This window comes from Ensifer sp. GW823-FHT05D09, assembly GCF_058795755.1.
Genome location: NZ_JBXAIA010000001.1, coordinates 254,204 through 277,250, shown reverse-complemented (window position 1 = coordinate 277,250; position 23,047 = coordinate 254,204). Strand labels below are relative to the sequence as shown.

At 62.8% G+C, this 23,047-nt stretch carries 25 protein-coding genes; 14 read left to right on the top strand and 11 right to left on the bottom strand.

What is annotated here, in order from left to right:
• Positions 1 to 13 precede the first annotated feature (13 nt).
• Both AC1Q80_RS01410 and AC1Q80_RS01405 read left to right on the top strand, forming a co-directional pair.
• Entirely contained in the window at positions 14 to 928 is a 915-nt protein-coding gene (locus AC1Q80_RS01410) for a DMT family transporter (RefSeq protein WP_492359443.1), read from the top strand.
• On the top strand, positions 925 to 1,230 hold the full coding sequence (locus AC1Q80_RS01405) for an NIPSNAP family protein (protein ID WP_173418757.1): 306 nt from the start codon (positions 925 to 927) through the stop codon (positions 1,228 to 1,230). Before AC1Q80_RS01410 ends, AC1Q80_RS01405 begins: the two co-directional genes overlap by 4 nt.
• Before the next feature lie 22 nt (positions 1,231 to 1,252).
• Here the strand turns inward: AC1Q80_RS01405 and AC1Q80_RS01400 are convergent, their stop codons facing one another.
• Positions 1,253 to 1,885: a LysE family translocator gene (locus tag AC1Q80_RS01400; protein ID WP_209787986.1), complete on the bottom strand. Its 633-nt coding sequence runs from the start codon at positions 1,883 to 1,885 to the stop codon at positions 1,253 to 1,255.
• Positions 1,886 to 2,059: 174 nt separating this feature from the next.
• Between AC1Q80_RS01400 and AC1Q80_RS01395 the strand changes: the two genes are divergently transcribed.
• Both AC1Q80_RS01395 and cysK read left to right on the top strand, forming a co-directional pair.
• Positions 2,060 to 2,677 (top strand): LysE family translocator, encoded by a 618-nt coding sequence (locus AC1Q80_RS01395; RefSeq protein ID WP_173418755.1) that lies wholly within the window; start codon positions 2,060 to 2,062, stop codon positions 2,675 to 2,677.
• 138 nt (positions 2,678 to 2,815) lie between these two features.
• Positions 2,816 to 3,784, top strand: coding sequence for a cysteine synthase A (gene cysK / locus AC1Q80_RS01390; protein ID WP_173418754.1), 969 nt, complete (start codon positions 2,816 to 2,818; stop codon positions 3,782 to 3,784).
• 139 nt (positions 3,785 to 3,923) lie between these two features.
• On the opposite strand, the gene AC1Q80_RS01385 is transcribed toward cysK, so the two are convergent.
• From AC1Q80_RS01385 to rsmI, 9 genes are all read right to left on the bottom strand, one after another.
• Positions 3,924 to 5,456 (bottom strand): YifB family Mg chelatase-like AAA ATPase, encoded by a 1,533-nt coding sequence (locus AC1Q80_RS01385; protein WP_492359442.1) that lies wholly within the window; start codon positions 5,454 to 5,456, stop codon positions 3,924 to 3,926.
• A gap of 270 nt (positions 5,457 to 5,726) precedes the next feature.
• Entirely contained in the window at positions 5,727 to 6,674 is a 948-nt protein-coding gene (gene gshB / locus AC1Q80_RS01380; RefSeq protein ID WP_173418752.1) for a glutathione synthase, read from the bottom strand.
• A 165-nt stretch (positions 6,675 to 6,839) separates the two neighbouring features.
• Entirely contained in the window at positions 6,840 to 7,832 is a 993-nt protein-coding gene (locus tag AC1Q80_RS01375; protein ID WP_173418751.1) for an endonuclease/exonuclease/phosphatase family protein, read from the bottom strand.
• The gene (locus AC1Q80_RS01370; protein ID WP_492359441.1) at positions 7,829 to 8,944 is read right to left on the bottom strand and encodes a sn-glycerol-3-phosphate import ATP-binding protein UgpC; all 1,116 of its coding nucleotides are present in this window, start codon (positions 8,942 to 8,944) and stop codon (positions 7,829 to 7,831) included. Before AC1Q80_RS01370 ends, AC1Q80_RS01375 begins: the two co-directional genes overlap by 4 nt.
• Before the next feature lie 64 nt (positions 8,945 to 9,008).
• A complete protein-coding gene (gene ugpE / locus AC1Q80_RS01365) occupies positions 9,009 to 9,851 on the bottom strand; it encodes a sn-glycerol-3-phosphate ABC transporter permease UgpE (RefSeq protein ID WP_492359440.1) in 843 nt (280 codons plus the stop codon).
• A 10-nt stretch (positions 9,852 to 9,861) separates the two neighbouring features.
• On the bottom strand, positions 9,862 to 10,857 hold the full coding sequence (locus AC1Q80_RS01360; RefSeq protein ID WP_234902759.1) for an ABC transporter permease subunit: 996 nt from the start codon (positions 10,855 to 10,857) through the stop codon (positions 9,862 to 9,864).
• A 5-nt stretch (positions 10,858 to 10,862) separates the two neighbouring features.
• A complete protein-coding gene (locus tag AC1Q80_RS01355; RefSeq protein ID WP_173418748.1) occupies positions 10,863 to 12,161 on the bottom strand; it encodes an extracellular solute-binding protein in 1,299 nt (432 codons plus the stop codon).
• Between the two features lie 160 nt (positions 12,162 to 12,321).
• Positions 12,322 to 12,690, bottom strand: coding sequence for a YraN family protein (locus tag AC1Q80_RS01350; protein ID WP_492359439.1), 369 nt, complete (start codon positions 12,688 to 12,690; stop codon positions 12,322 to 12,324).
• Positions 12,680 to 13,609: a 16S rRNA (cytidine(1402)-2'-O)-methyltransferase gene (gene rsmI / locus AC1Q80_RS01345; RefSeq protein ID WP_492359438.1), complete on the bottom strand. Its 930-nt coding sequence runs from the start codon at positions 13,607 to 13,609 to the stop codon at positions 12,680 to 12,682. The genes AC1Q80_RS01350 and rsmI overlap by 11 nt, the downstream gene beginning before the upstream one ends.
• Positions 13,610 to 13,864: 255 nt before the next feature.
• On the opposite strand from rsmI, the gene dnaN reads away from it, so the two are divergent.
• The 7 genes from dnaN to AC1Q80_RS01310 all read left to right on the top strand — a co-directional run bounded on the left by dnaN (position 13,865) and on the right by AC1Q80_RS01310 (position 19,048).
• Positions 13,865 to 14,983, top strand: coding sequence for a DNA polymerase III subunit beta (dnaN, locus tag AC1Q80_RS01340; protein WP_173418745.1), 1,119 nt, complete (start codon positions 13,865 to 13,867; stop codon positions 14,981 to 14,983).
• A gap of 221 nt (positions 14,984 to 15,204) precedes the next feature.
• Entirely contained in the window at positions 15,205 to 15,807 is a 603-nt protein-coding gene (gene pmtA, locus AC1Q80_RS01335; RefSeq protein WP_173418744.1) for a phospholipid N-methyltransferase PmtA, read from the top strand.
• A gap of 12 nt (positions 15,808 to 15,819) precedes the next feature.
• Positions 15,820 to 16,404, top strand: a complete 585-nt coding sequence (locus tag AC1Q80_RS01330) for a histidine phosphatase family protein (RefSeq protein WP_492359437.1) — start codon at positions 15,820 to 15,822, stop codon at positions 16,402 to 16,404.
• Between the two features lie 7 nt (positions 16,405 to 16,411).
• Positions 16,412 to 17,116 (top strand): orotidine-5'-phosphate decarboxylase, encoded by a 705-nt coding sequence (gene pyrF, locus AC1Q80_RS01325; protein WP_173418742.1) that lies wholly within the window; start codon positions 16,412 to 16,414, stop codon positions 17,114 to 17,116.
• Between the two features lie 140 nt (positions 17,117 to 17,256).
• Positions 17,257 to 17,544, top strand: a complete 288-nt coding sequence (locus AC1Q80_RS01320) for a DUF1330 domain-containing protein (RefSeq protein ID WP_173418741.1) — start codon at positions 17,257 to 17,259, stop codon at positions 17,542 to 17,544.
• Positions 17,545 to 17,664: 120 nt separating this feature from the next.
• Positions 17,665 to 18,645 carry a complex I NDUFA9 subunit family protein gene (locus tag AC1Q80_RS01315; protein ID WP_209788000.1) on the top strand — a complete coding sequence of 327 codons (981 nt, stop codon included), beginning with the start codon at positions 17,665 to 17,667 and terminating at the stop codon, positions 18,643 to 18,645.
• A gap of 241 nt (positions 18,646 to 18,886) precedes the next feature.
• Positions 18,887 to 19,048: a hypothetical protein gene (locus AC1Q80_RS01310; protein ID WP_173418739.1), complete on the top strand. Its 162-nt coding sequence runs from the start codon at positions 18,887 to 18,889 to the stop codon at positions 19,046 to 19,048.
• A gap of 177 nt (positions 19,049 to 19,225) precedes the next feature.
• Here the strand turns inward: AC1Q80_RS01310 and AC1Q80_RS01305 are convergent, their stop codons facing one another.
• Positions 19,226 to 20,032 carry an undecaprenyl-diphosphate phosphatase gene (locus tag AC1Q80_RS01305; RefSeq protein ID WP_173418738.1) on the bottom strand — a complete coding sequence of 269 codons (807 nt, stop codon included), beginning with the start codon at positions 20,030 to 20,032 and terminating at the stop codon, positions 19,226 to 19,228.
• 162 nt (positions 20,033 to 20,194) lie between these two features.
• Here AC1Q80_RS01305 and AC1Q80_RS01300 point away from each other — a divergent pair, with 162 nt between their 5' ends.
• Genes AC1Q80_RS01300 through AC1Q80_RS01290 form a run of 3 tightly spaced genes read left to right on the top strand, consistent with a single transcriptional unit; the run spans position 20,195 to position 22,933 of the window.
• Positions 20,195 to 20,887 (top strand): glutathione S-transferase family protein, encoded by a 693-nt coding sequence (locus tag AC1Q80_RS01300; RefSeq protein ID WP_492359436.1) that lies wholly within the window; start codon positions 20,195 to 20,197, stop codon positions 20,885 to 20,887.
• Between the two features lie 10 nt (positions 20,888 to 20,897).
• Complete coding sequence (gene queG, locus AC1Q80_RS01295; RefSeq protein ID WP_492359435.1) at positions 20,898 to 22,070, top strand: tRNA epoxyqueuosine(34) reductase QueG; 1,173 nt, start codon at positions 20,898 to 20,900, stop codon at positions 22,068 to 22,070.
• A complete protein-coding gene (locus AC1Q80_RS01290; protein WP_492359434.1) occupies positions 22,058 to 22,933 on the top strand; it encodes an SDR family oxidoreductase in 876 nt (291 codons plus the stop codon). Before queG ends, AC1Q80_RS01290 begins: the two co-directional genes overlap by 13 nt.
• Positions 22,934 to 23,047 lie beyond the last annotated feature (114 nt).

The window sequence follows — 23,047 nt, the reverse complement described above, 5'->3', positions numbered from 1 at the left end:
AGGAGTGATCGCCATGGGCGCAGACATCAAAAGAGGCAGTGCCGAAATGACGGCGGCGATGCTGATATCGGGCACGATCGGCTGGTTCGTGCTGATGTCAGGTCAGCCGGTGACCAGCGTCGTCTTCTGGCGTTGCGTTTTCGGCGCGGTGACGCTGGTGGCGATCGCGGCCATGCTCGGCCTCCTCGACCGGCGCCATTTCACCCGGCGGGTCGTGCTGCTGTCGATTGCCGGCGGCATCGCCATCGTCGTCAACTGGCTGTTGCTGTTTGCCGCCTATTCGCATGCGTCGATCTCGATCGCGACGATGGTCTACAACACCCAGCCGTTCATGCTTCTCGGGCTCGGCGCCCTGTTCCTCGGCGAAAAGATCACCGCGACCAAGGTCTTCTGGCTGTCGATCTCCTTTGCCGGCATGCTGGCGATCATCTCGGCCAAGCCCGGCGGCGGCTTTGCGCCGGAGGATTACCTTGTTGGCATCGCACTTTCGATCGGTGCTGCCTTCTTCTACGCGATCGCGGCCTTGCTCACCAAGCTGCTCAAGGGAACGCCGCCGCACCTGATAGCCCTGATCCAGGTGGTGACCGGCACGCTGATGCTGGCACCGATGGCCCTTGCCGCCCCCACCCCTTCCGGTGCCGAGCAATGGTCGATCCTGATTGCCGTCGGCGTCATCCATACCGGCATCATGTACGTGCTGCTCTATGGCGCCATTCAGAGGTTGCCGACGCACATGACCGGGGCCTTGTCCTTCATCTACCCGATCGCCGCCATCGTCGTCGATCGTCTCGCCTTCGGTCATGCGCTGCAGCCGATCCAGATCCTCGGATCGATCGCCATCCTGCTGGCTGCTGCCGGCATGAATCTCGGCTGGAAACTTCGGATCGCCTCCCCTATCAAGCGCAGACGCGAAGGGAGAACCGCATGATCACCTGCTATCTGAAATACGTTATCGACCCCTACAAGCTGGCCGAGTTCGAGCACTACGCCAAACTCTGGATACCGCTCGTCAACCGGCTTGGTGGCACCCACCACGGCTACTTCATGCCGCACGAGGGCGCCAACAACATCGCGCTGGCGCTCTTCACCTTCCCCAGCCTCGCCGAATACGAGATCTATCGCGAGAAGATGGCCAAGGATCCGGAATGCCTGGAGGCCTTCGCCTACGGCGAAAAGACACGCTGCATCGTCAGCTACGAACGCAGCTTCATGCGGCCGATGTTCGAATAAGGGAGACCCTGGCCGAGGCCCGTCAGCGGCGCGCCTCGGCGGCCATGCTGACGGCGAAGCCGAACAGAGCCGTGCCCATCGCCCAGCGCTGTACCACCATGAACAGCGGGCGACCGGCCAGGAAGGCGGCGATCGAGCTTGCGGCAAGCGCGATCATCGCATTGACCGTGACGCTGGTGGCAATCTGGATCGAGCCGAAGATCATCGACTGCGCGAGCACGTTGCCCGCCTCCGGGCGGATGAACTGCGGCAGAAGCGAGAGATAGAGGACGGCGACTTTCGGGTTCAGAAGGCTCGTCAGAAACCCCATCAGGAACAGCTTGCGCGGGCCGTCCTTCGGCAGGTTCTTGACCTGGAACGGCGAGCGCCCGCCGGGCCGGACCGCCTGCCAGGCGAGATAGACGAGATAGGCGGCACCGGCCAGCCGCAGGGCGTCATAGGCGAAAGGCACGGCTAGGAGCAGCGCGGTGATGCCGAGAGCCGCGGAGATCATGTAGACGACAAAGCCGAGCGCGACGCCGCCAAGCGAGATCAGGCCCGCGGCCGGCCCCTGGCTGATCGAGCGAGAGATCAGGTAGATCATGTTCGGCCCTGGAGTCAGCACCATGCCGAGGGCAATAAGGGCAAAGCCGATGAGGTTCTGGAGCTCGGGCATGAGGGCGCCTTCATTGAGTGTCTGCCAAAGCTCTACGCATCCGCAGAGCCCGGACAATGCCGGACTTGTCACCCGATCAATTTTGTCGCGAAATTGCCGCCCGCCCGCCAATCCCGATTTCCATTTTCGACGCTCTGCGCTAAAAAGCGGCGTCGCCACCCATGAGGAACGATCATGACGCTTGCAGCCCTGCTTGCCTATAGTGGCGCTCTGTTCATCGCGGCCATCATTCCCGGCCCCGGCGTGACCGCGCTCGTCGCACGGGCGCTCGGCTCCGGCTTTCGCGAGACCTTCTTCATGGGACTCGGCCTGATCGTCGGCGACATGGTTTACCTGACCGCCGTGGTGCTCGGCCTGGCGCTGATCGCGCAGACCTTCACCACCGCCTTCCTGATCGTCAAGTTCGCCGGCGTTCTCTACCTCGGCTACATCGCCTGGAAGCTCTGGACATCAGGCCTGTTGCCACAGGACATCAAGGCGAAGACGTCCAAGAGCATGTCGATATCGTTCCTTTCCGGTCTGCTCGTCACGCTCGGCAATCCGAAGACCATGCTGTTTTATGTGGCGCTGGTTCCAACGCTGATCGACATCGCCGTGATCGGGCCGCGCGAATACGGGCTGTTGCTGATCGCGACCTTCCTTGTGCTGCTGACAGTGCTTCTGCCCTATATCCTGCTTGCTGCCCGGGCGCGCACGTTGCTCAAGCAGCCGAAGGCGTTGCAGGCGCTGAACCGGGTTGCGGCAGGCGTGCTTGCCGGCACTGCGGCCTATATCGCCACCCGCGCTGCCTGAAAAAACATTCCCTTGAAAGCACTTACGCCGGTGTTTTTTCCTTCGGCGGATCGCCCCGTCGCGGTTACCGTTCTGGAATAGAACGAGCATTGTCCCTATTGTCACAACCAAACAGATCGAACCCAAGGGAGAAACTCAATGTCTGACACGCGCAAGCCCGGCCGCGGCCGCGTCTATTCCTCGATCACGGAAACGATCGGCGACACTCCCATCGTGCGGCTCGACAAGCTTGCCAAGGAAAAGGGCGTGAAAGCCAACCTTCTCGCCAAGCTCGAATTCTTCAACCCGATCGCTTCGGTCAAGGACCGCATCGGCGTCGCCATGATCGAGAGCCTGGAAGCGCAGGGCAAGATCGTACCCGGTCGCACCACGCTGGTGGAGCCGACCTCGGGCAATACCGGTATCGCGCTTGCCTTCGTCGCCGCCGCCAAGGGCTACAAGCTGATCCTGACCATGCCGGAAACCATGTCGGTCGAGCGCCGCAAGATGCTGGCGCTGCTTGGCGCCGAACTCGTGCTGACCGAGGGCGCCAAGGGCATGAAGGGGGCGATTGCCAAGGCGCAGGAACTGGTCGAGACGCTGCCGGATGCCATCATCCCGCAGCAGTTCGAAAACCCGGCCAACCCGGAAATCCACCGCAAGACGACGGCTGAGGAAATCTGGAACGACACCGACGGCGCAGTCGACATTTTCGTCTCCGGCATCGGCACCGGCGGCACCATCACCGGCGCCGGCCAGGTGTTGAAGGCGCGCAAGCCGTCGATCAAGGTGATTGCCGTCGAGCCCGAGGAATCGCCTGTGCTTTCGGGCGGCAACCCCGGCCCGCACAAGATCCAGGGCATCGGCGCCGGCTTTGCGCCCGCGATCCTCGACACCGGCATCTATGACGAAGTCGTCACCGTCAACAGCGGCGAAGCCGTCGAGATCGCGCGGCTCGTCGCCAGGCTCGAAGGCGTGCCAGTCGGCATCTCCTCGGGTGCTGCGCTCACCGCGGCCATCGAGATCGGCCAACGCGAGGAAAACGCCGGCAAAAACATCGTCGTCATCATTCCGTCCTTTGCGGAACGGTATCTTTCGACAGTGCTTTTCGACGGTCTGGGCGCGTAAGCGTTTTGCTATAGGTGATGCACGAAAGGGCGCTGTGGCGCCCTTTTTGTTGCTCGGCGATGCTTTTCAGGCGGCGGCATGAAAGCAAGGACGCCGACTGCCGCACCTGCGGTAACAGACACCGCACCCGACCATAGCTTTACGCCGCCGCCTGCAGACGCTCGCCGGCGATGCGGTAGGAAATCGCCTCGGCAAGATGAACGCGACCGACCGTCGCCGCCCCGTCGAGATCCGCAAGCGTGCGCGCGACCTTCAGCACGCGATGATAACCGCGCGCGGAAAACTTCAGCTTCTCGGCCGCGTCCCGCAGCAATTGCAGCCCCGACGCATCGGGCTCGGCAATGCGCTCGATCATCGCCGTCGAGCAACGGGCGTTGCTTGTGGATTCGCGACTGCCGAGCGCGGCGAAGCGATCGAGCTGCAGCTCGCGGGCGCGGGCCACACGTCGCGCCACGACCGAACTCGCCTCTGCCGCCATCGGCCGGATCAGGTCGGCGGCACTGACGGCCGGCACGTCGATGCGAAGATCGATCCGGTCCATCAGCGGGCCGGAGATGCGCGCCTGGTAATCGCTCATGCAGCGCGGTCCGCGGGCGCAACTGCGGCCGGGTTCACCCGCCATGCCGCACCGGCATGGGTTCATCGCCGCCACCAGCTGGATTGCGGCGGGATAGCTGACCCGGTGGTTGGCACGGGCAATGATGCATTCGGCCGTTTCCAGCGGCTGGCGCAACGCGTCGAGAACCTGCGGCGTGAACTCCGGAAACTCGTCAAGAAACAGCACGCCGTTGTGGGCGAGCGACGCCTCGCCGGGTTTGGCGCGCAAGCCGCCACCGATCATGGCCGCCATGGTGGCGGAATGATGCGGGGTGCGGAACGGCCGCCGGTCGGATAGCTTGCCGCCCGGAAGTTGCCCGGCGATCGAGTGGATCATCGAGACTTCGAGCAGTTCGGCCGGGGTCAACGGCGGCAGGATCGACGGCAGGCGCGAAGCCAGCATCGATTTGCCCGAGCCCGGTGGGCCGATCATCAAGAGATTGTGGTTGCCGGCTGCCGCCACTTCGAGCGCGCGCTTGGCACTCTCCTGCCCCTTGATATCGGCAAGATCGGGCAGATCCGCGGCACCGGCGCGGATGGCCGGCTCGGGCCGGGAAAGCACCTGCGTTCCCCGGAAATGATTGGCGACGGCGATCAGGCTGCGGGGTGCCAGAATATCGATGTCGGCGCCGGCCCAGGCCGCCTCCGGTCCGCTTTCGGCCGGGCAGATCAATCCCTTGCCGAGCGCATTGGCGCCGATTGCCGCTGGCAGCGCGCCGGCGACAGCGGCGACCGTGCCGTCGAGATTAAGCTCGCCGATCACCACATAGCCGGCAAGCGCATCGCCGGGGATGGCGCCGAGTGCCGCCATCAGGCCAAGCGCGATCGCCAGATCGAAGTGGCTGCCTTCCTTCGGCAAGTCCGCGGGCGCGAGATTGACGGTGACTTTCTTTGCCGGCAGCGCCAGACCAGATGCATGAAGGGCTGCCTGCACCCGCTCGCGGCTTTCGGCGATAGCCTTGTCTGGCAGACCGACGATCTGCATGCCGACCCGTCCGGGCGCGACCATCACCTGAACGTCGACCGGCACGCCTTCTATTCCCTGGAATGCAATCGTACTGACACGCGCAACCATCACCGCCTCTTTCAACGGGGCGGCCCGCCGTGCCGCCGCAACCCTTTTGGTTGCAGCGGAAAATCTTGCACGGAACACGTACAAAAACAAGAACAATAATAGAACATTGCATTCACCGAACGTCACCCGCTTCGGGTGGCGGGGTACGACCGGAAGGCCGAATGAACGGTCGAGGCACCGCCCTTGCTGTGCGATCCCTCAGGTCCGCTTAGAGCACGGTGCTGTTTCGTCCATGTCGCTATCGCAAACCGCGCTGTTGCGCGCCAAGCGTCAGGCGCGCTTGCGCTCGATCGCATCCCAAAGCAGGCTGGAAACATCGGCGCCGCCGAACTTCTTGACTTCGCGGATGCCGGTCGGCGACGTCACGTTGATCTCGGTCATGTAGTCGCCGATGACGTCGATACCGACGAAGAGGAAGCCGCGCTCCTTCAGCGCCGGGGCGATGCGGGCGCAGATTTCTTTTTCGCGCGCCGTCAGTTCGGTCGGCTCGGGCCGGCCACCGGCGTGCATGTTGGAGCGGGCGTCGTGTTCCGCCGGCACGCGGTTGATCGCTCCCACCGGCTCGCCGTCGACGAGCAGGATGCGCTTGTCGCCCTTGCGCACCGCCGGCAGATACTCCTGCGCGATGAAGGGTTCGCGGAACATCTGGCCGAACATTTCGAGCAGCGACGACATGTTGCGATCGTCACGCGCCGAGTGGAACACGCCGGCGCCGCCATTGCCGTAGAGCGGTTTCAGGATGATGTCGCCCATCTCCTCGCGGAAACGCGCGATCTCGGCCGCGTCGCGGGTGATCAACGTCTTCGGCATCAGGTCGGCGAATTCGGTGACGAAGATCTTTTCCGGCGAATTGCGCACCCAGGCCGGGTCGTTGACGACAAGCGTCTTCGGATGCAGGCGCTCGAGCAGGTGGGTCGAGGTGATGTAGGCCATGTCGAAGGGCGGATCCTGCCGCAGCATGATCACGTCCATTGTCGAAAGGTCGAGCCGCTCGGGCTCGCCGAGCGTGAAGTGGTCGCCTTTGACGTCGCGAAGCGTCATCTGCTGCGTCGTCGCGAAAACCTTGCCGTCGCGCAGCGACAGCTTCTCGGGGGTATAGTGGAAGAGCCGGTAGCCGCGGGCCTGTGCCTCGAGGCTCATCGCGAAGGTGGAATCGCCCGCGATATTGATGCCCGAAACATGGTCCATCTGGACCCCGACATTGACGATTTTCGCCATCTTCCCGTCCCCGTTGGATCACGATGACATTGGATCAGTTCGTCCAAGATCGCGATCGAATCTAATACGTTAGAGCGGGGTCGTGCAGAAGGTCGCACACCCTTTTCATCGCCCCGCTCCAAAAGAGCCCGCAACATGTAGAATGCGGACCCGCCTTAGGCAAGGCTACTCGAAGCCCTCGACGACGCAGGTGATGAGATCATGATCAGACAGCGGGCGGCCGTTTGCGTCGAGCGAGGAAATGATCCGGCTTTCGCCGATCTTCAGGCCCCGTGACAGAAACCAGTCGAGCTTCATCGCCCGCTCCGGCCAGCGTGTGATCAGGCTGGGGCGGGTGGTCATCTGATCGATCGGTCCGCCATGGCGGGTGAAGCCGCGCGCCGCACTCATGGCAAACAGCCCTTCGGCCTCGAAATCGCCGCCGGCATGGTTGCCAGTGTTGAGATCGCCGCCGATCAGGACCGGCATGTCGGGGAAGGCTTCATCGAGCGCATCGATGAGTTCATTGACCTGCCGCTCGCGGTAGGGCGCCGTTGTGGCGCTTTCGAGATGGGTGGAGACTGCAACGAAGGGGCCGGCTTCGGTCTCGATCACCGCACCGACGGCAAAACGTTCGCCGACACGCGGCTGGTCGCCGCCATCCATGAACCAGGGCCGCTCGCCCCAGAGACGGAGCATGAACAGTCGCGCGAGCGGCACCGCGGCCATCAGTGCGTTGCCGTGAAAGCCCTTCGCGTTAAAATCGTCCTTGCAGAATTCCAGTTCCGTATCGGAACCGAGGCCAAGCTCGATGAACTCGACACCATAGGCATATTGCATCTGAAGGATGGCGGCGACTTCTGCCGTCGGGTGGCGCTGGCCGGTGCGGGCCATGCCGTTGTCCATTTCCGAAAGCAGAACGACCGGCGCTGCGGTTGCCGCCAGATGGGCCGCACTCTCCGGCGCAAACAGGCAGCGTTCCAGGTTCCAGGCAGCAACGGTGAACGGGTAGGACAGCGGTTCACGCGACGATGGTTCGCCGCCGATTTCGATGCTGCTCATCTCGGGCAACGTCGCCAGCACGGCGTCGTGGGCCGCGATCGAGCGCTCGATCGCCGTGAAACCGGCGCGGGTTTCCTGCGACGGCACGGCAAGGATGCTGACGGTCTTTTCGATCACAATGCCGGCTCCAGGCTGAGGGGACGTGCGCTTTCGCCCATATTGGCGAACGACGCGCCGCGCTCCAGTCGCTTGCCATTGTCGGGCGAAAAGAAATGCAGGCGGTCTGTCGCGATGGTCACGGCGAGATCGCCGGAGAGCGGGATTTCGGGAGAAAGCGCCACCGTCAGCGCCTGATCCTCGAGGGTGCCGTGGACGAGGCGTTGTGCGCCCAGCTCCTCGACATAGTCGACCTGGAACAGCATCGCATCTTCGCCGACACCGGCGAGCCTCAGATCTTCCGCGCGCAGGCCGACGGTAACCGGCCCTTCGACCGGGGCACGATCGCCAAGCTCGATCTGGTAGGCGCCGATATGCAGGCTTGCGCCTTTGATATTGCCCTTGATCAGGTTCATGGCCGGCGAGCCGATGAAGCTCGCAACGAAGGTCGAGGCCGGGCGATGATAGACATCGAGCGGACGGCCGATCTGCTCGATCCGGCCGCCGTTCAGCACCACGAGCCGGTCGGCAAGCGTCATCGCCTCCAGCTGGTCATGGGTGACGTAGAGCGACGTGGTGCCGAGGCGCTTCTGCAGCCGCTTGATTTCGCCGCGCATGGAGACCCGCAGCTTGGCATCGAGGTTCGACAGGGGTTCGTCGAAGAGGAAGGCGGCCGGCTTGCGCACGATCGCGCGGCCCATGGCCACACGCTGGCGCTGGCCACCGGAAAGGGCGCGCGGCTTGCGGTCGAGATAGGGCTCGATCTCCAGCATGCGCGCAGCTTCCGCGACGCGAGCGTCGATCTCAGCCTTCGGCGTCTTGCGGTTCTTCAGGCCGTAGGCAAGGTTCTGGTATACGGTCATATGCGGATAGAGCGCATAATTCTGGAAGACCATGGCGATATCACGCTCGGCCGGGTCGACCTCGTTGATGACGCGCGAGCCGATTTTCACCGTGCCCTTCGAGATCCCCTCAAGCCCCGCGACCATGCGCAGGAGCGTGGACTTGCCGCAGCCGGATGGACCGACCAGCACGATGAATTCGCCGTCCTCGATATCGATCGAGACGGACTTCACCGCCTCGACGTTGCCGGTATAGATCTTCGAGACCTCGGCTATGGTGATGGCCGCCATGGCTGCCTCCGTTGGTAAAATTGCGTTGGAGCGCGCGGCGGGGACAATCCCGCCTCCGCGCTGTCTACTTGTCGCTTTCCGTCAGGCCCTTGATGAACCAGCGCTGGAAGATCACCACGATCAGGACCGGCGGCAGCATGGCGAGGATCGCCAGCGCAAAGGCCTCGTTGTAATCGGGGATGTTGGAGCCGACCCAGACGAGCAGGATCTGCTTGATGCCGCGCACCAGCGTGAAGAAGCCTTCGTCGGTGGTCATCAATGTCGGCCAGAGATACTGGTTCCAGCCATAGACGAACATGATGATGAAGATCGCCGCCATCATCGTGCGCGACAGCGGCACCAGCACGTCGATGAAGAACTTGAACGGCCCGGCGCCATCGATGCGCGCCGCCTCGAGCAGCTCATCCGGCACCGACTTAAAGAACTGCCGGAAGTAGAAGGTGCCCGTCGCCGACGCCAGCAGCGGCACGATCAGGCCGGTATAGGTGTTGGTCAGCTTCAGCGTGTTCATCACTTCATAGGACGGAAGAATGCGCACTTCGAGCGGCAGCAGCAGCGTCGTGAAGATGATCCAGAAGAAGAAGGTGCCGAGCCGGAAGCGGAAATAGACGATCGCATAGGCGGCCAGCATCGACAGGATGATCTTGCCGAGCGCGAAGCCCAAGCCGAGGATCATCGAGTTCATCATCATGTTGAGACCGGTGATCTTGCCGGTAAAGCCGCCCTTGCGCGTCAAGACGGTCTCATAGGTCTCGACGAAATGGCCGCCCCAGGTGAGGCTGAGGCCGTTGCGGTGGATATCGGCCGCCTCGTGTGTCGAGGTCATGAAGGCGACCACGACAGGCGCCACCATGATGAAGACGCCGAAGAGCAGGATGACGTGGTCGAAAAACTTGGTGCGATACATCGGCCCCGCCTCAATTGTAGTGCACGCGCCGCTCGATGAAGCGGAACTGGAAGATGGTGAGAACGAAGACGATGAGCATCAGGATGACCGACTGGGCCGAGGAGCCACCAAGGTCGTTGCCGCGGAAACCATCCATGTAGACCTTGTAGACAAGGGTGATCGGATTGTTTGCTGCCTTGTCCTTCACCATCACGTCGATGACGCCGAAGGTGTCGAACAGCGCATAGGTGACGTTGATGATCAGAAGGAAGAAGGCGGTCGGTGCGAGCAGCGGCAGGATCACCGTCCAGAAGCGGCGAAAGCCCGAGCGGCAATCCATCGCCGCGGCCTCGCGCACCGCCACCGGGATGCCCTGCAGGCCGGAGAGGAAGAAGATGAAATTGTAGGGGATCTGCTTCCAGACCGAGACGACGATCATCGCGAAGGCAGTATCGGAATAGTTGAGGCCGACCTTGATGTCCCAGCCGAACCATCGAGCAAGTTCGACGATCGGGCCGATATGCTGGTCGAAGAACATCATGCCGATCAGGCCGGCAACCGGCGGCGCGATCGCATAGACCCAGATGAGCAGCGTCTTGTAGCTGGCATTGCCGCGGATGACGCCATCCGCCTTGACGGCCAGCAGCAGGCCGATCGACAGCGCGAAGAAGGTGACGAGCGCGGTGAAGATCGCCGTGAAGCGCGCGATACCCAGATACTCGCCGGATTTCAGCACGTCGGTGTAGTTCGCCATGCCGACGAAGGTCGAGCCGAAGCCGAAGGGGTCTTCCAGATAGAAGGACGACTGGATCGCCTGAATCGACGGCCAATAGAAAAATACGAAGATGATCGCCAGTTGCGGCGCCAGGAAGAGGTAGGGCAGGTAGGGCGAAGAGAATTGCACGCGCTTGGCCGCTTCATCGCCGCCCTTCGCCTTGCCGCCGAACAGCCGGAGGGCGCCTGAGCGACGCCCATCCGTTGCAGTCCCTCCCCGCGTCGCGGGGAGGCGTTCCGTTCCAGTTGTCATCGAGATCAGCCGGCCGTCTTGGCGAAGCGGGCGAGCAGGTCGTTGCCTTCCTTCTCGATGGTGTCGAAGGCGTCCTTGACGGTGGTTTCACCGGAGAAGATGCGGCCGTATTCGCGCTCCATGATCTCGCGAATCTGCGGGTAGAAGCCGAGGCGGTAGCCCTTCGACCAGTCACCAGCCGGCAGCATCAGCTGCTTGATGCCGACTTCCGCAACCGGCTTTTCCTTGTAGTAGCCGTCCTTCTGGGCAAGTTCGTAGGCTGCCTTGGTGATGGCCACGTAGCCGGTAGCCTTGTGGTAGAAGTACTGGATTTCAGGCGAGGTCAGGAACTGGAAGAAGTCGGCAACGCACTTGTTTTCCTCGTCGGTCTTGCCCGACATCGCAAACAGGGCAGCACCACCGATGAAGGAGTTGGTGCCGGCACCTTCGATGGCGTTCCAATAGGGCAGGAACGTTGCCGAGAACGGCATCTGCGCCGTCTTCTGCAGGCCACCGAACGAACCGGACGAGCCGATCCAGAATGCAGCCTTGCCTTCTTCGAAGACCTTCTGGTTGTCGTTCCAGCCGGCGCCGTAGAAGGCGAAGTAGCCTTCGTCCTTCCAGGCCTTGAGCTTGTCGAACATCATGATGAGGTTCGGATCAGTGACCTTCAACGTGGTGTCGACGACGCTGTCGTAGCCGTTGTTGTTGGTGGCGAACTGGATGTTGTTGCGCGAGAAGAAGTTCTCGGTGAACTGCCAGGTCAGCTGCGACTGAACGAGCGGGATGTAGCCGGCAGCCTTCAGCTTGGGTGCAGCGGCCTCGAACTCTTCCCAGGTCTTCGGGGCTTCGACGCCGGCCTTCTTCAGGGCTTCGTCGTTGACGTACATGATCGGCGCCGAGGAGTTGAACGGCATGCCGACGAACTTGCCTTCGCTGTCAGCGTAGAAGTAGCGCACGCCATCAATGAAGGCGTTGCGGTCGAAGGTGTGGCCTGCCTTGATGATCAGGTCTTCGGCAGGAACGACGGCGCCCTTGGCGTTGATGATGGTCGCGGCGCCCGCGTCGAAAACCTGCAGGATGTTGGGCTGTTCGCCCGAGCGGAATGCGGCGATGCCGGAAGCCAGCGCTTCCTCATAGGTACCCTTCGAAACCGGCGTCAGCGCGCAGGCGCTCTGGGCTTCGTTGAACTTCTGCGAGATCTCGTTGATGACTTCGCCGTTGCGGCCGGCCATGCCGTGCCACCAGGTAATATCGGTTGCGGCAAGCGACGAGGTTGCCGAAAAAGCAAGGGTGAAAGCTGCGAGCGAAATTTTCTTGAACATGACTGGTCCTCTCCACCGGATTGCGGATGGCAGTGGACTAGTGGCCTTCCATGACAGGCCGGTAACGCTTTTATGTCGGGACGATTACAAATTCGCGAATTTGTTCCAAGACGGGATGCAGGCGGAACACCGCAATCATTTTCCCTCGTCTCGCGCCGATTTAAAAGGCGTCGGGCAGATGTTGCGGCCAGCGCCAGGGTGTCACCGTGATGATGTCGTAACGCACGGAAAGCCTGGCGAAATCGGGCTGGCGCGCGAGCCAGAGGTCGCTGGCGGCGCGAATGCGGTGCTGCGCTGTTGCGGTGACGGCAAAAACACCGTCGTCAGCCGAGCGGCGGGCCTTGACCTCGACGCAGGCAATGAGATCGCCCCGCCTGGCGATGATATCGATTTCGCCGAGCCTGGTGCGATGGCGCATGGCGACGATGCGATAGCCCTTGACGATCAGGCAAAGGGCCGCGCGATACTCGGCGAACCGACCGCGCCTCTGAGCCTGAAGCTTGCGTCGATCGGGGCCGTCAGTCGCCATCGCGGTCCTTCAGTTCCAGCAACCGGTCGTAAAGCTCCTTGCGCGGAAGGCCCGTCTGTTTGGCGGCTTCGGTCGCCGCCTTGCCGGTCGACATGTCGGCGATCAGCCGCACGAGCAGCGCGTCGACGTCGGCGGCCTCCGGCTCCGGCGGCGCGTCCGGCGGGCCGATGACGAACACGATCTCGCCCTTGACCGCGCCGGCGTCTTCATAGAACGCCTTGAGCTCACCCAGCGTACCGCGGCGGAACTCTTCAAAGGTCTTTGTCAGTTCGCGGCAGACCGTCGCCCTTCTGTTTTCGCCGAGCACGGCAGCGGCGGCCGTTACCGTGGCCGCGATCCGGTGTGGCGATTCGAAGAACATCAGCGTCGCCGGCACCGTCGCCAGCTCCTGCAGCCGATCGCGCTTGGCCTTGTCCTTTGTCGGCAGGAAGCCGGCAAAGAGAAAGGCATCGTTCGGCAGACCGGAACCGACGAGGGCTGCAAGCGGCGCCGAGGCGCCGGGGATTGGCACAACGCGGTGGCCGGCCTCGATGGCCAGTTGCGCCAGCCTATAGCCGGGATCGGAGACCAGTGGCGTTCCGGCATCGGAGACCAGCGCCACCGACCTGCCTTCGCCAAGAGCTGCCAGCAACCGCGGGCCGACCTCGTCGGCGTTGTGCTCATGGTAGGCATAGGGCCGATTGACGATGCCGTAGCGGTCGAGCAGCACGCGGGTCACGCGCGTGTCCTCGCAGGCGAGCACGTCAGCGCCCGCAAGCGTTTCCAACGCACGCAAGGTAATGTCGCCCAAATTGCCGATCGGCGTCGCCACGAGATAAAGTGCAACATCGAGCGGGCGCGCAGGAATGGTGGCATTGTGCAGGCGGTAGCCGCGCTGCTTCTGCCCGTCCGTAGCGTCCGACGTCTTGTGTTTTTCCAACTGCAGCTTCCTGATGACTGTGCCGGCTGACCGGTTTTAGCCTTTATGAGTGAGCCGACATGGCAGGGCAAGGGCGGCAAGCACCCGGCGCGCGCGTCATCTGGGGACAGCGCCCGTCAAACCCCTTGCTTTTCAGGCGATGTTTCTGCCATTTTGCCGGTCCACATCCTTCCGGTCGGTCGGCCGGGACACTCGCAGTTGACGCTGCGGCGGGAGCCTCGCCCGCCGAGCAACGGTTGAAAGCGGTAGCATCCCATGCGCATTACTCTCGAGCGGTCCAATCTTCTGAAGTCGCTGAACCACGTTCACCGCGTGGTCGAACGGCGAAATACGATCCCGATCCTCTCGAACGTCCTGTTGCGCTCCGACGGTGCCAGCCTCGAAATGAAGGCGACCGACCTCGACCTCGAGATCACCGAGGCGACACCGGCCCAGGTCGAACAGGCCGGCGCCACCACCGTTCCCGCGCATCTGCTCTACGATATCGTGCGCAAGCTGCCCGATGGCTCGGAAGTCCTGCTGGCGACCAACGCCGAGGGCACGGCGATGACGGTCCAGTCCGGCCGGTCGAAATTCTCGCTGCAGTGCCTGCCGCAATCCGACTTCCCCGACCTGACGGCCGGCAGCTTCTCCCATACCTTCCGCCTCAAGGCGACAGACCTGAAGATGCTGATCGACCGGACGCAGTTCGCGATCTCGACCGAGGAAACCCGCTACTATCTCAACGGCATCTTCGTGCACACGGTCGAGAGCAAGGGCGACCTGAAGCTGCGCGCCGTGGCGACAGACGGTCACCGCCTTGCGCGCGCCGACGTCGAGGCGCCGTCCGGCTCCGAGGGCATGCCCGGCATCATCATTCCGCGCAAGACCGTCAGCGAGCTGCAGAAGCTGCTCGACAATCCCGATATCGTCGTGACGGTCGAAGTCTCGGACGCAAAGATCCGCCTGACGATCGGCTCGATCGTGATGACCTCAAAGCTGATCGACGGCACTTTCCCGGATTACCAGCGCGTCATCCCGGCCAACAACGATAAGGAACTGCGCGTCGACTGCCAGTCCTTCGCCCAGGCCGTCGACCGCGTTTCGACGATTTCCTCCGAACGCGGACGCGCCGTGAAGCTGGCGCTGACAGACGGCCAGATGACACTGACGGTCAACAACCCGGATTCGGGCAGTGCGACCGAAGAACTGCCTGTGGGCTACGAGCACGATCCGCTCGAAATCGGCTTCAACGCCAAGTACCTGCTCGACATCACCTCGCAGCTGACCGGAACCGACGCCATCTTCATGCTCGCAGACCCGGGCTCGCCGACGCTGGTGCGCGATCTGGCGGCCGAAGATGCGCTCTACGTATTGATGCCGATGCGGGTTTAGTCGCCCGTGCCGCGATGAAGACTGCAACCCGTCACGCCCCGCGTGGCGGGTTTTTTGTTGGCGTGGATATTCGTGCGTTGTTGATAAGACGACGCTTTCAGGCGTAGACAGACTTGTTTTTGCCGCAGATGGGATCACATTATATTCGCAATGTCCGTGCCCCGCTCGAATCAGCGAGACCGGACGATCCGTATGAGAGGACGACGGTTTTGAGGGGTTCAATGAATTTGCGCGTGAAGGTGAAGGAACGGCTTGGCCGGAAATTCGACGAGGAGATCCGTTTCTTCAAGGGGTGGATGAGCAATGCGAAGGCGGTCGGGGCCATCCTGCCGACGTCTTCCGTCACGGCACGCCGCATGGCGAGCGTCATCAACCCCCATTCCGGGCTTCCGGTTCTTGAACTTGGGCCCGGCACCGGCGTCATCACCAAGGCGATCCTGGAGCGCGGCATCGCACCCGAAGATCTGGTTTCCGTCGAGTACTCCACCGACTTCTACCAGCAGCTGAAGGCGAACTACGCCAACGTCAACTTCATCAACGGCGACGCGTTCGATCTGAAGCAGACGCTTGGGGCGATGAAGGACCGAACCTTCGACAGCGTCATCTCCGCCGTGCCGCTGCTCAATTTCCCGATGTACCGTCGCGTCGAGCTGATCGAGGATCTCCTGTCGCGCATCCCGGTCGGTCGTCCGGTCGTGCAGATTTCCTACGGTCCGCTATCGCCGGTCGTTGCAATGCCCGATCGCTACAGTATCCAGCATCTCGACTTCGTCGTGCGCAACATTCCGCCGGCGCAGCTCTGGGTCTATCGCAAGGCGCACTGACGGAGCACGACCTTGTTCGGCCTCTACATCACGCACCCGCAGGTGCAGATCGATCCGGCAGTGCCCGTGCCGAAATGGGGACTGTCGGAGATCGGACGTGCGCGAGCGGAGATAACGACGCGGCAGCCCTGGGTTCGCTCGCTCGGGCGGATCGTGTCGAGCGACGAGACCAAGGCGATCGAGACGGCGAACCTTTTGGCCGGCGCTGCCGGCATCGCCGTCGAAATCGACGAGACGATGGGCGAGAACGATCGCTCGGCCACCGGCTTCCTACCGCCTCCCGAATTCGAGAAGGCGGCAGACTGGTTCTTTGCCAACCCCAGCGAAAGCTTTAACGGCTGGGAACGCGCCATCGACGCGCAGGCCCGCATCTCGGCTGCCGTCTTCCGCATCCTTGATGAACACGATCCGGGCATTCCCATCGCTTTCGTCGGCCATGGCGGCGTCGGGACGCTGTTGAAGTGCAAGCTGGGCGCTACCGCCATCAGCCGGAGCGCCGACCAGAAGGGCGGCGGCGGCGGCAATCTCTTCGCATTCCGCCTTGCGGATCGTGCCCTCGCATGCGACTGGACCCCGATGGAATTCTGGCAGGGGTGACCGCGACATGACCGAGACCGCACGCGACCGACTGATCGTCGGCCTGGATCTTCCGACAATCGCAGAGGCCGAAAAGATCGTCACCACGCTCGGTGACGACGTGGCCTTCTACAAGATCGGCTACCAGCTGGTGTTTGCCGGCGGCCTCGAGTTCGCCCGCGATCTGGCCGCAGGCGGCAAGAAGGTCTTCCTCGACATGAAGCTGCTCGACATCGACAACACGGTGGCCAAGGGCGTCGAGAACATCGCCAAGATGGGCATGTCGATGCTCACTCTGCATGCCTATCCCAAGGCGATGAAGGCGGCCGTCGAAGCGGCCAGGGGATCGGACCTCTGCCTGCTTGGCGTTACGGTGCTCACCTCGATGGACGAGCAGGACGTGATCGATGCGGGCTACGAATACGACCCGCACACGCTGGTCCTGCGCCGGGCCGAACAGGCGCGCATCGCCGGCATGGGCGGCATCGTCTGCTCGGCCGAGGAATCCTCCGCCGTTCGCAAGATCATCGGCCCCGACATGGCGCTGGTGACCCCGGGCATTCGTCCGGCCGGCAGCGACAAGGGCGACCAGAAACGCGTCATGACGCCGGCAGATGCCCTGAAGGCCGGATCGAGCCACCTGGTGGTTGCGCGCCCAATCGTCGCAGCAGCAGACCCGCTCGCCGCCGCCCGCGGCATTCTCGACGAAATGACAGGCGCGCTTTCGCGCTGATCATGGCACCCTCTTGCAACAGGTCGGCGATCAACGTCATGCATCGTCGACCACTGCAACCGTTGCGCTTGACCTTGATCGGAATTTGCCGGAAGTAACACTCCCGTCTGCTTTTGATGCCTGAAGACGAGGAGTTCAGCATGGCAAAGGGATACTGGATCGCGCGGGTCGATGTGCGGGACCCGGAACGCTATAAGGACTATGTGGCGGCCGCAAAGCCTGCCTTTGAGAAATACGGCGCCAATTTTCTGGCGCGCGGCGGTCAGTTCGAACGCCTTGAAGGTGGGGTTCGCGCCCGAAACGTCGTCATCGAGTTTCCATCGCTGCAGGCCGCCGTCGACTGTTACAATTCGCCCGAGTACCAGATTGCCGCGGCGATCCGCCAAGAGGTGGCCGACGCCGAGATGGTGGTCGTCGAGGGCGTCTGACGCGCCGAACGCTGCCAAGCGGATGCAACGCCGCCGCCGGGAGGATTGGCCTTCACCTCTCGCGGCTGTTGGGCTATGTAGCAGACAATTCTTCCAAATGAGATCAGGAGTGCGTTTCCCATGACCTTGTCCAACCTTCCGCCGCTGGTGACGATTTTCGGCGGATCCGGGTTCGTCGGCCGTCATGTCGTGCGCGCGCTTGCCAAGCGCGGCTATCGCATCCGGGTCGCCGTGCGCCGTCCCGATCTTGCCGGTCACCTGCAGCCGCTCGGCAATGTCGGACAGATCTCCTTCGTCCAGGCCAATCTGCGCTATCGCAAGTCGGTCGACCGCGCTGTCGAAGGTTCCGATCACGTCATCAACTGCGTCGGCGTGCTGTTCGAGAGCGGCCGCAACACCTTCGACGCCGTGCAGGATTTCGGCGCTCGCGCGGTTGCGGAAGCCGCCCGCAATGTCGGCGCGAAGCTCACGCACATCTCGGCGATCGGCGCCGATGCCAAGTCGGAATCGAGCTATGCCCGCACCAAGGGCCGCGCCGAAGCCGCCATCCGCGAAACGCTGCCGGATGCCATCATCCTGCGCCCGTCGATCGTCTTCGGACCGGAAGACGGCTTCTTCAACAAGTTTGCCCAGATGGCCCGGTTCGCACCGGCCCTGCCGCTGATCGGCGGCGGCAACACCAAGTTCCAGCCTGTCTATGTCACCGACGTCGCCGAAACGGTCGCCCGCTCCGTCGACGGCACGCTGTCGGCTGGCACGACCTACGAACTCGGCGGACCGGACGTTCTCACCTTCCGCGAATGTCTCGAGATCATGCTGCAGACGATCGACCGCAAGCGCCCGCTGGTCTCGGTGCCCTTCGGCATCGCCTCGCTGATGGGCAGCGTCGCGTCGATGATCCCCTTCATCACGCCGCCGATCACACCCGACCAGGTGGTGTTGCTGAAATCCGACAATATCGTCTCGGCCAAGGCCGAATCCGAAGGCCGCACACTTCGTGGCATCGGCATTACGCCGACGATGCTGGAATCGATCCTGTCGACCTATCTCGTGCGCTATCGCCCGCAGGGCCAGTACACGCGCAGCGGCCGCGCCGCCTGATCGACCAGCCTCGTTAGGCATTTTCAAACGCCGTCGGCCCTGCCGGCGGCGTTTTTCGTTGTGGCATCAGGGCAACAGCGTTGCAGTTCTGCCGCACTCGTAAAAGCGAATGGCATTTACCGCAGATTCAACATGTCCTGATATTGATCAAGACATATCCAACGCATAAAAACCGCCCCGCGCCCCGATCGCAAGGTACGTCTCGGCGGCAACAGCATCACTCTCGAAAGGCATAGCGTCCATGGGCAAGTCGATCGCAATCTTTTTTGCGTGTGCGGCACTGATCATTCTGGCTGGCTCATTCATCGCGCCGAATACGGTCGCGAGCAGCCGCAAGGGATGCACGCCGGCCTATGGCGTCGACCCGTGCACCACGGCGTCGATCGACCTTTCCGGCAAGTAAGCCGGCGCCCACAGGGCGATAGACTTTAAAGTTTTTGGCGGGGGCCAGGGACCGCGTGCGTTTCATCTGAAACGCACGCGGTTTTGTTTTGGCTGCAGCATGGCCCATGAAGTCGGCGCCGATCAAAGGCATCATGCAGGGCTTTGCGCGCCTCAGCAGACGCGCAAAGCGGAAGACTCAGCCGAGCATCCAGAGGCCGATGAGGCCGGCCGTGCCGACGATGATGCGCCAGATGGCAAACGGCGTGAAACCGCGGCGCGAGACGAAGTCGAGCAGCGAGCGCACGACGAAGATGCCGGCAACGAACGCCGCGATGAAACCGACCGCGATGACGGTGAAATCGTCGAACGACAGCGCATCACGGTTTTTGTAGAGATCGAGCGTAAAGGCGCCGAGCATGGTCGGCATGGCCAGGAAGAACGAAAATTCCGCCGCCGACCGCTTGTCCGTGCCCATCAGCAGCGCACCGGCGATGGTCGCGCCCGAGCGCGACGTCCCGGGAATCATTGCCAGGCACTGGAACAGGCCGATCTTGAGTGCCAAGGATGGCGGGTAGTCCATGACATCGGTGTAGCGCGGCGTCAGCGGCAGGCGATCGATCGCCAGCAGGATGAAACCGCCGACGATGAGCACGAGGCAGATCAGCACGGGCGTTTCGAACAGCACGGTCTTGATGAAGTCATGGGCAATCGCGCCGATGACGGCCGCCGGCAGGAAGGCAAGCAGCACCGACACGACAAAACGGCGGGCCTTGACGCTCGTCGGCAACGCCAGCGCGATCGACAGAAGCCTCTGGAAATAGACGAGCAGGATCGCCAGGATGGCGCCGAGCTGTATCAGAACAGCGAAGGTGTTGCCCGGCGACCGGAAGCCGAGGAAATGCCCGGCAAGGAGCACATGCGCCGTCGAAGACACCGGAATGAACTCCGTGAGCCCCTCGATGAGGCCGAGGACGAGCGCGCTGATGATCGATTGATCCGCCATATATAAGAATTTCCTGACAAGTTTTGGAGTGGGAGGAAAAGGCTGATTCGCTTGTGTTTGCCACCACAAGTTCCTATAGCTTTTTCTGATGAGCCGTGGCCAGACGCATGCGCCGCCACGCTGACGTCCCCTGAAAAAAGACCATAAGAAGCCAGATCATCGATGCCGACACTGTACCATCACCCCATGTCATCCGCTTCGCGGTTCGTGCGCCTGATCCTTTCGGAATACGGCTACCAGACGGAATTGACCGAGGAACAGCCGTGGGAAAACCGGCGGGACTTTCTGACGCTCAACCCGGCGGGCACGTTACCGGTCTATGTTGACGACAGTATGAGGGCGCTCTGTGGCGCCACGATCATCTCGGAATATCTCGACGAGACGAACGGCATCATGAAACGAGATCGGAGGCTCCTGGCCGAGGACCCGTTCCAGCGCGCCGAGATCCGCAGGCTCGCCGAATGGTTCCTGCACAAGATGGAAGCCGACGTGACGCGGCCGCTGGTGCGCGAACGGATCTACAAGCTGCAGATGACGCCGGATCAGGGCGGCGGCGCGCCGGATAGCAAGGTGCTGCGCACCTCGCGCGCCAACATCCGCCAGCACATGAAATACCTGTCGTGGCTTGCCGGCTCGCGCCCGTGGCTTGCCGGCGACCGGATTTCCTATGCCGACCTTGCCGCCGCGGCGACGGTTTCGGTGCTCGACTATCTCGGCGAGATCGACTGGTCGGACGCGCCCACCGCCAAGGAATGGTACGTGCGGCTGAAGTCCCGCCCCTCGTTCCGCCCGCTCCTGTCCGAGCGCGTGCGCGGCGTCACCCCGGTTCCGCACTATGCGGATCTCGACTTCTGAGGATAATGCCGTGCCCGGCAGTGCCGCCAAGGCTGAAAACCAGGAGCGACGGCGGCAGAAGCTGACGGACTTCCTGAAGGCCGAGGCGGCCGACAAGGGTTTTGACGTCTGTCGCATAACCCGGCCCGATGCCATACCGGAAGCGCCGGCGCGGCTTGCCGATTTCCTCGACGAGGGTTTTCACGGGACGATGGAGTGGCTCGCCGAAACGGCGGAGCGCCGCTCCGACCCGCGAACCCTTTGGAGCGACGTGCGCTCGGTCGTGATGTTCGGCATGAATTACGGCCCCGAGGAAGACCCGCGCGGCATCCTCGACCAGCCGGATCGCGGCGCGATCTCGGTCTATGCCCAGAACCGCGACTATCACGACATCATGAAGGGCCGGCTGAAGGAGGTCGCGACGCGTTTTGCCGCGCGCGCCGGCGAGGACGTGAAGGTGTTCGTCGACACGGCCCCAGTCATGGAAAAGCCGCTTGCCGAGAAGGCCGGCCTCGGCTGGCAGGGCAAGCACACCAATCTCGTCAGCCGCGAGTTCGGCTCCTGGCTGTTTCTCGGCAGCCTGTTCACCACGGCGGACCTTGCCTTCGACACGGCCGAGCGCGACCATTGCGGCTCCTGTCGCGCCTGTGTCGATGCCTGCCCCACCGCCGCCTTCCCGGCCCCCTATCGGATCGACGCGCGCCGCTGCATTTCCTACCTGACGATCGAGCACAAGGGGCCGATCGATCCGGCGCTGCGTCCGCTGATCGGCAATCGCATCTATGGCTGCGACGACTGTCTCGCCGCCTGCCCCTGGAACAAGTTCGCGCGAACGGCATCCGAGATGAAACTGAAGGCGCGAGACGACCTGAAGGCGCCGTCGCTCGATTTTCTCCTGACCCTCGACGACCCGACGTTCAGAACCTTCTTCTCCGGCTCGCCGGTCAAGCGCATTGGTCGCGACCGCTTCGTCAGAAATGTCTTGATCGCAGCAGGCAATTCCGGCGATGAGAGCCTGGTGGAAGCCTGCAAGACGCTGACCGGCGATACCTCGCCGGTGGTGCGGGCAATGGCGGTATGGGCTCTGTCACGGTTGATTTCACCTGGCGCGCTTGCTGCCCATGAGAGGCAGTGCGGTGCGGAGAGCGACGAGGAAGTGCTGTCCGAATGGCAAATGGCAGGAGTGAGCCGATGCATGTCCTAGTTCTTGGTGCCGGCTATTCCGGTATGGCGATCGCCCGCGCATTGGCCGGCAAGGCCGACAGCGTCACTGGTACGACCCGCAGCGCGGAAAAGGCCGCGAAGCTGGAAAAGGCTGGCATCCGCCCGATCGTCTTTGACGGCGACACGGTCTCAGACGAACTGGCAGCCGCCTTGCGGCAGACGACCCATCTGATCCAGTCGATCGCGCCCGGCCGCGACGGCGATCCGATGTTCCGCGCCGGCAGCCAAGACCTCGCCACGCTTGCCCCTGCCCTTCAGTGGATCGGCTATCTCTCCACGGTCGGCGTCTATGGCGACCATGGCGGCGCGTGGGTGACGGAAGACATGCTGTCGAAGCCTGTCTCGGCACGCTCCGTCGAGCGGGTCGAGGCGGAAGACGCCTGGCTCGCCTTTGGCGCAAGGAACGACATCCCCGTCGCGGTGCTCAGGCTTTCCGGCATCTACGGTCCAGGTCGCAACGCCTTCTGCAATCTTGCCAATGGCACGGCCCGCCGGCTGATCAAGCCCGGCCAGGTGTTCAATCGCATTCGCGTGGAAGATATCGGCGCTGCCACATCCTACCTCTCGCAGAGGCTTCAGGGCGGGATCTTCAACATCACCGACAACGAACCGGCGCCGCCTCAGGACATCGTTGCCGAGGCAGCGCGGCTGATGGGGGTCGAGCCGCCGCCGGAGATGCCGTTCGAAACTGCCGAGCTTTCACCGATGGCGCGCTCCTTCTATGGCGAGAACAAGCGCGTCTCGAATGCACGCATGCGGGAAACCGGCTTCGAATTCGCCTACCCCGACTATCGCGTCTCGCTTGCGCAAATGTGGCAGACGGACAGCTGGCGCGGCCAGTGAACAATTGCTGCGCGAAAGGGTCAACATATCCCTTTCGCAATGGAACATTGCCGATTGCACGAACGTTAGTAATGGCAATCTCACGGCGGGCTCAATTGTGACCCCCGTGAGATA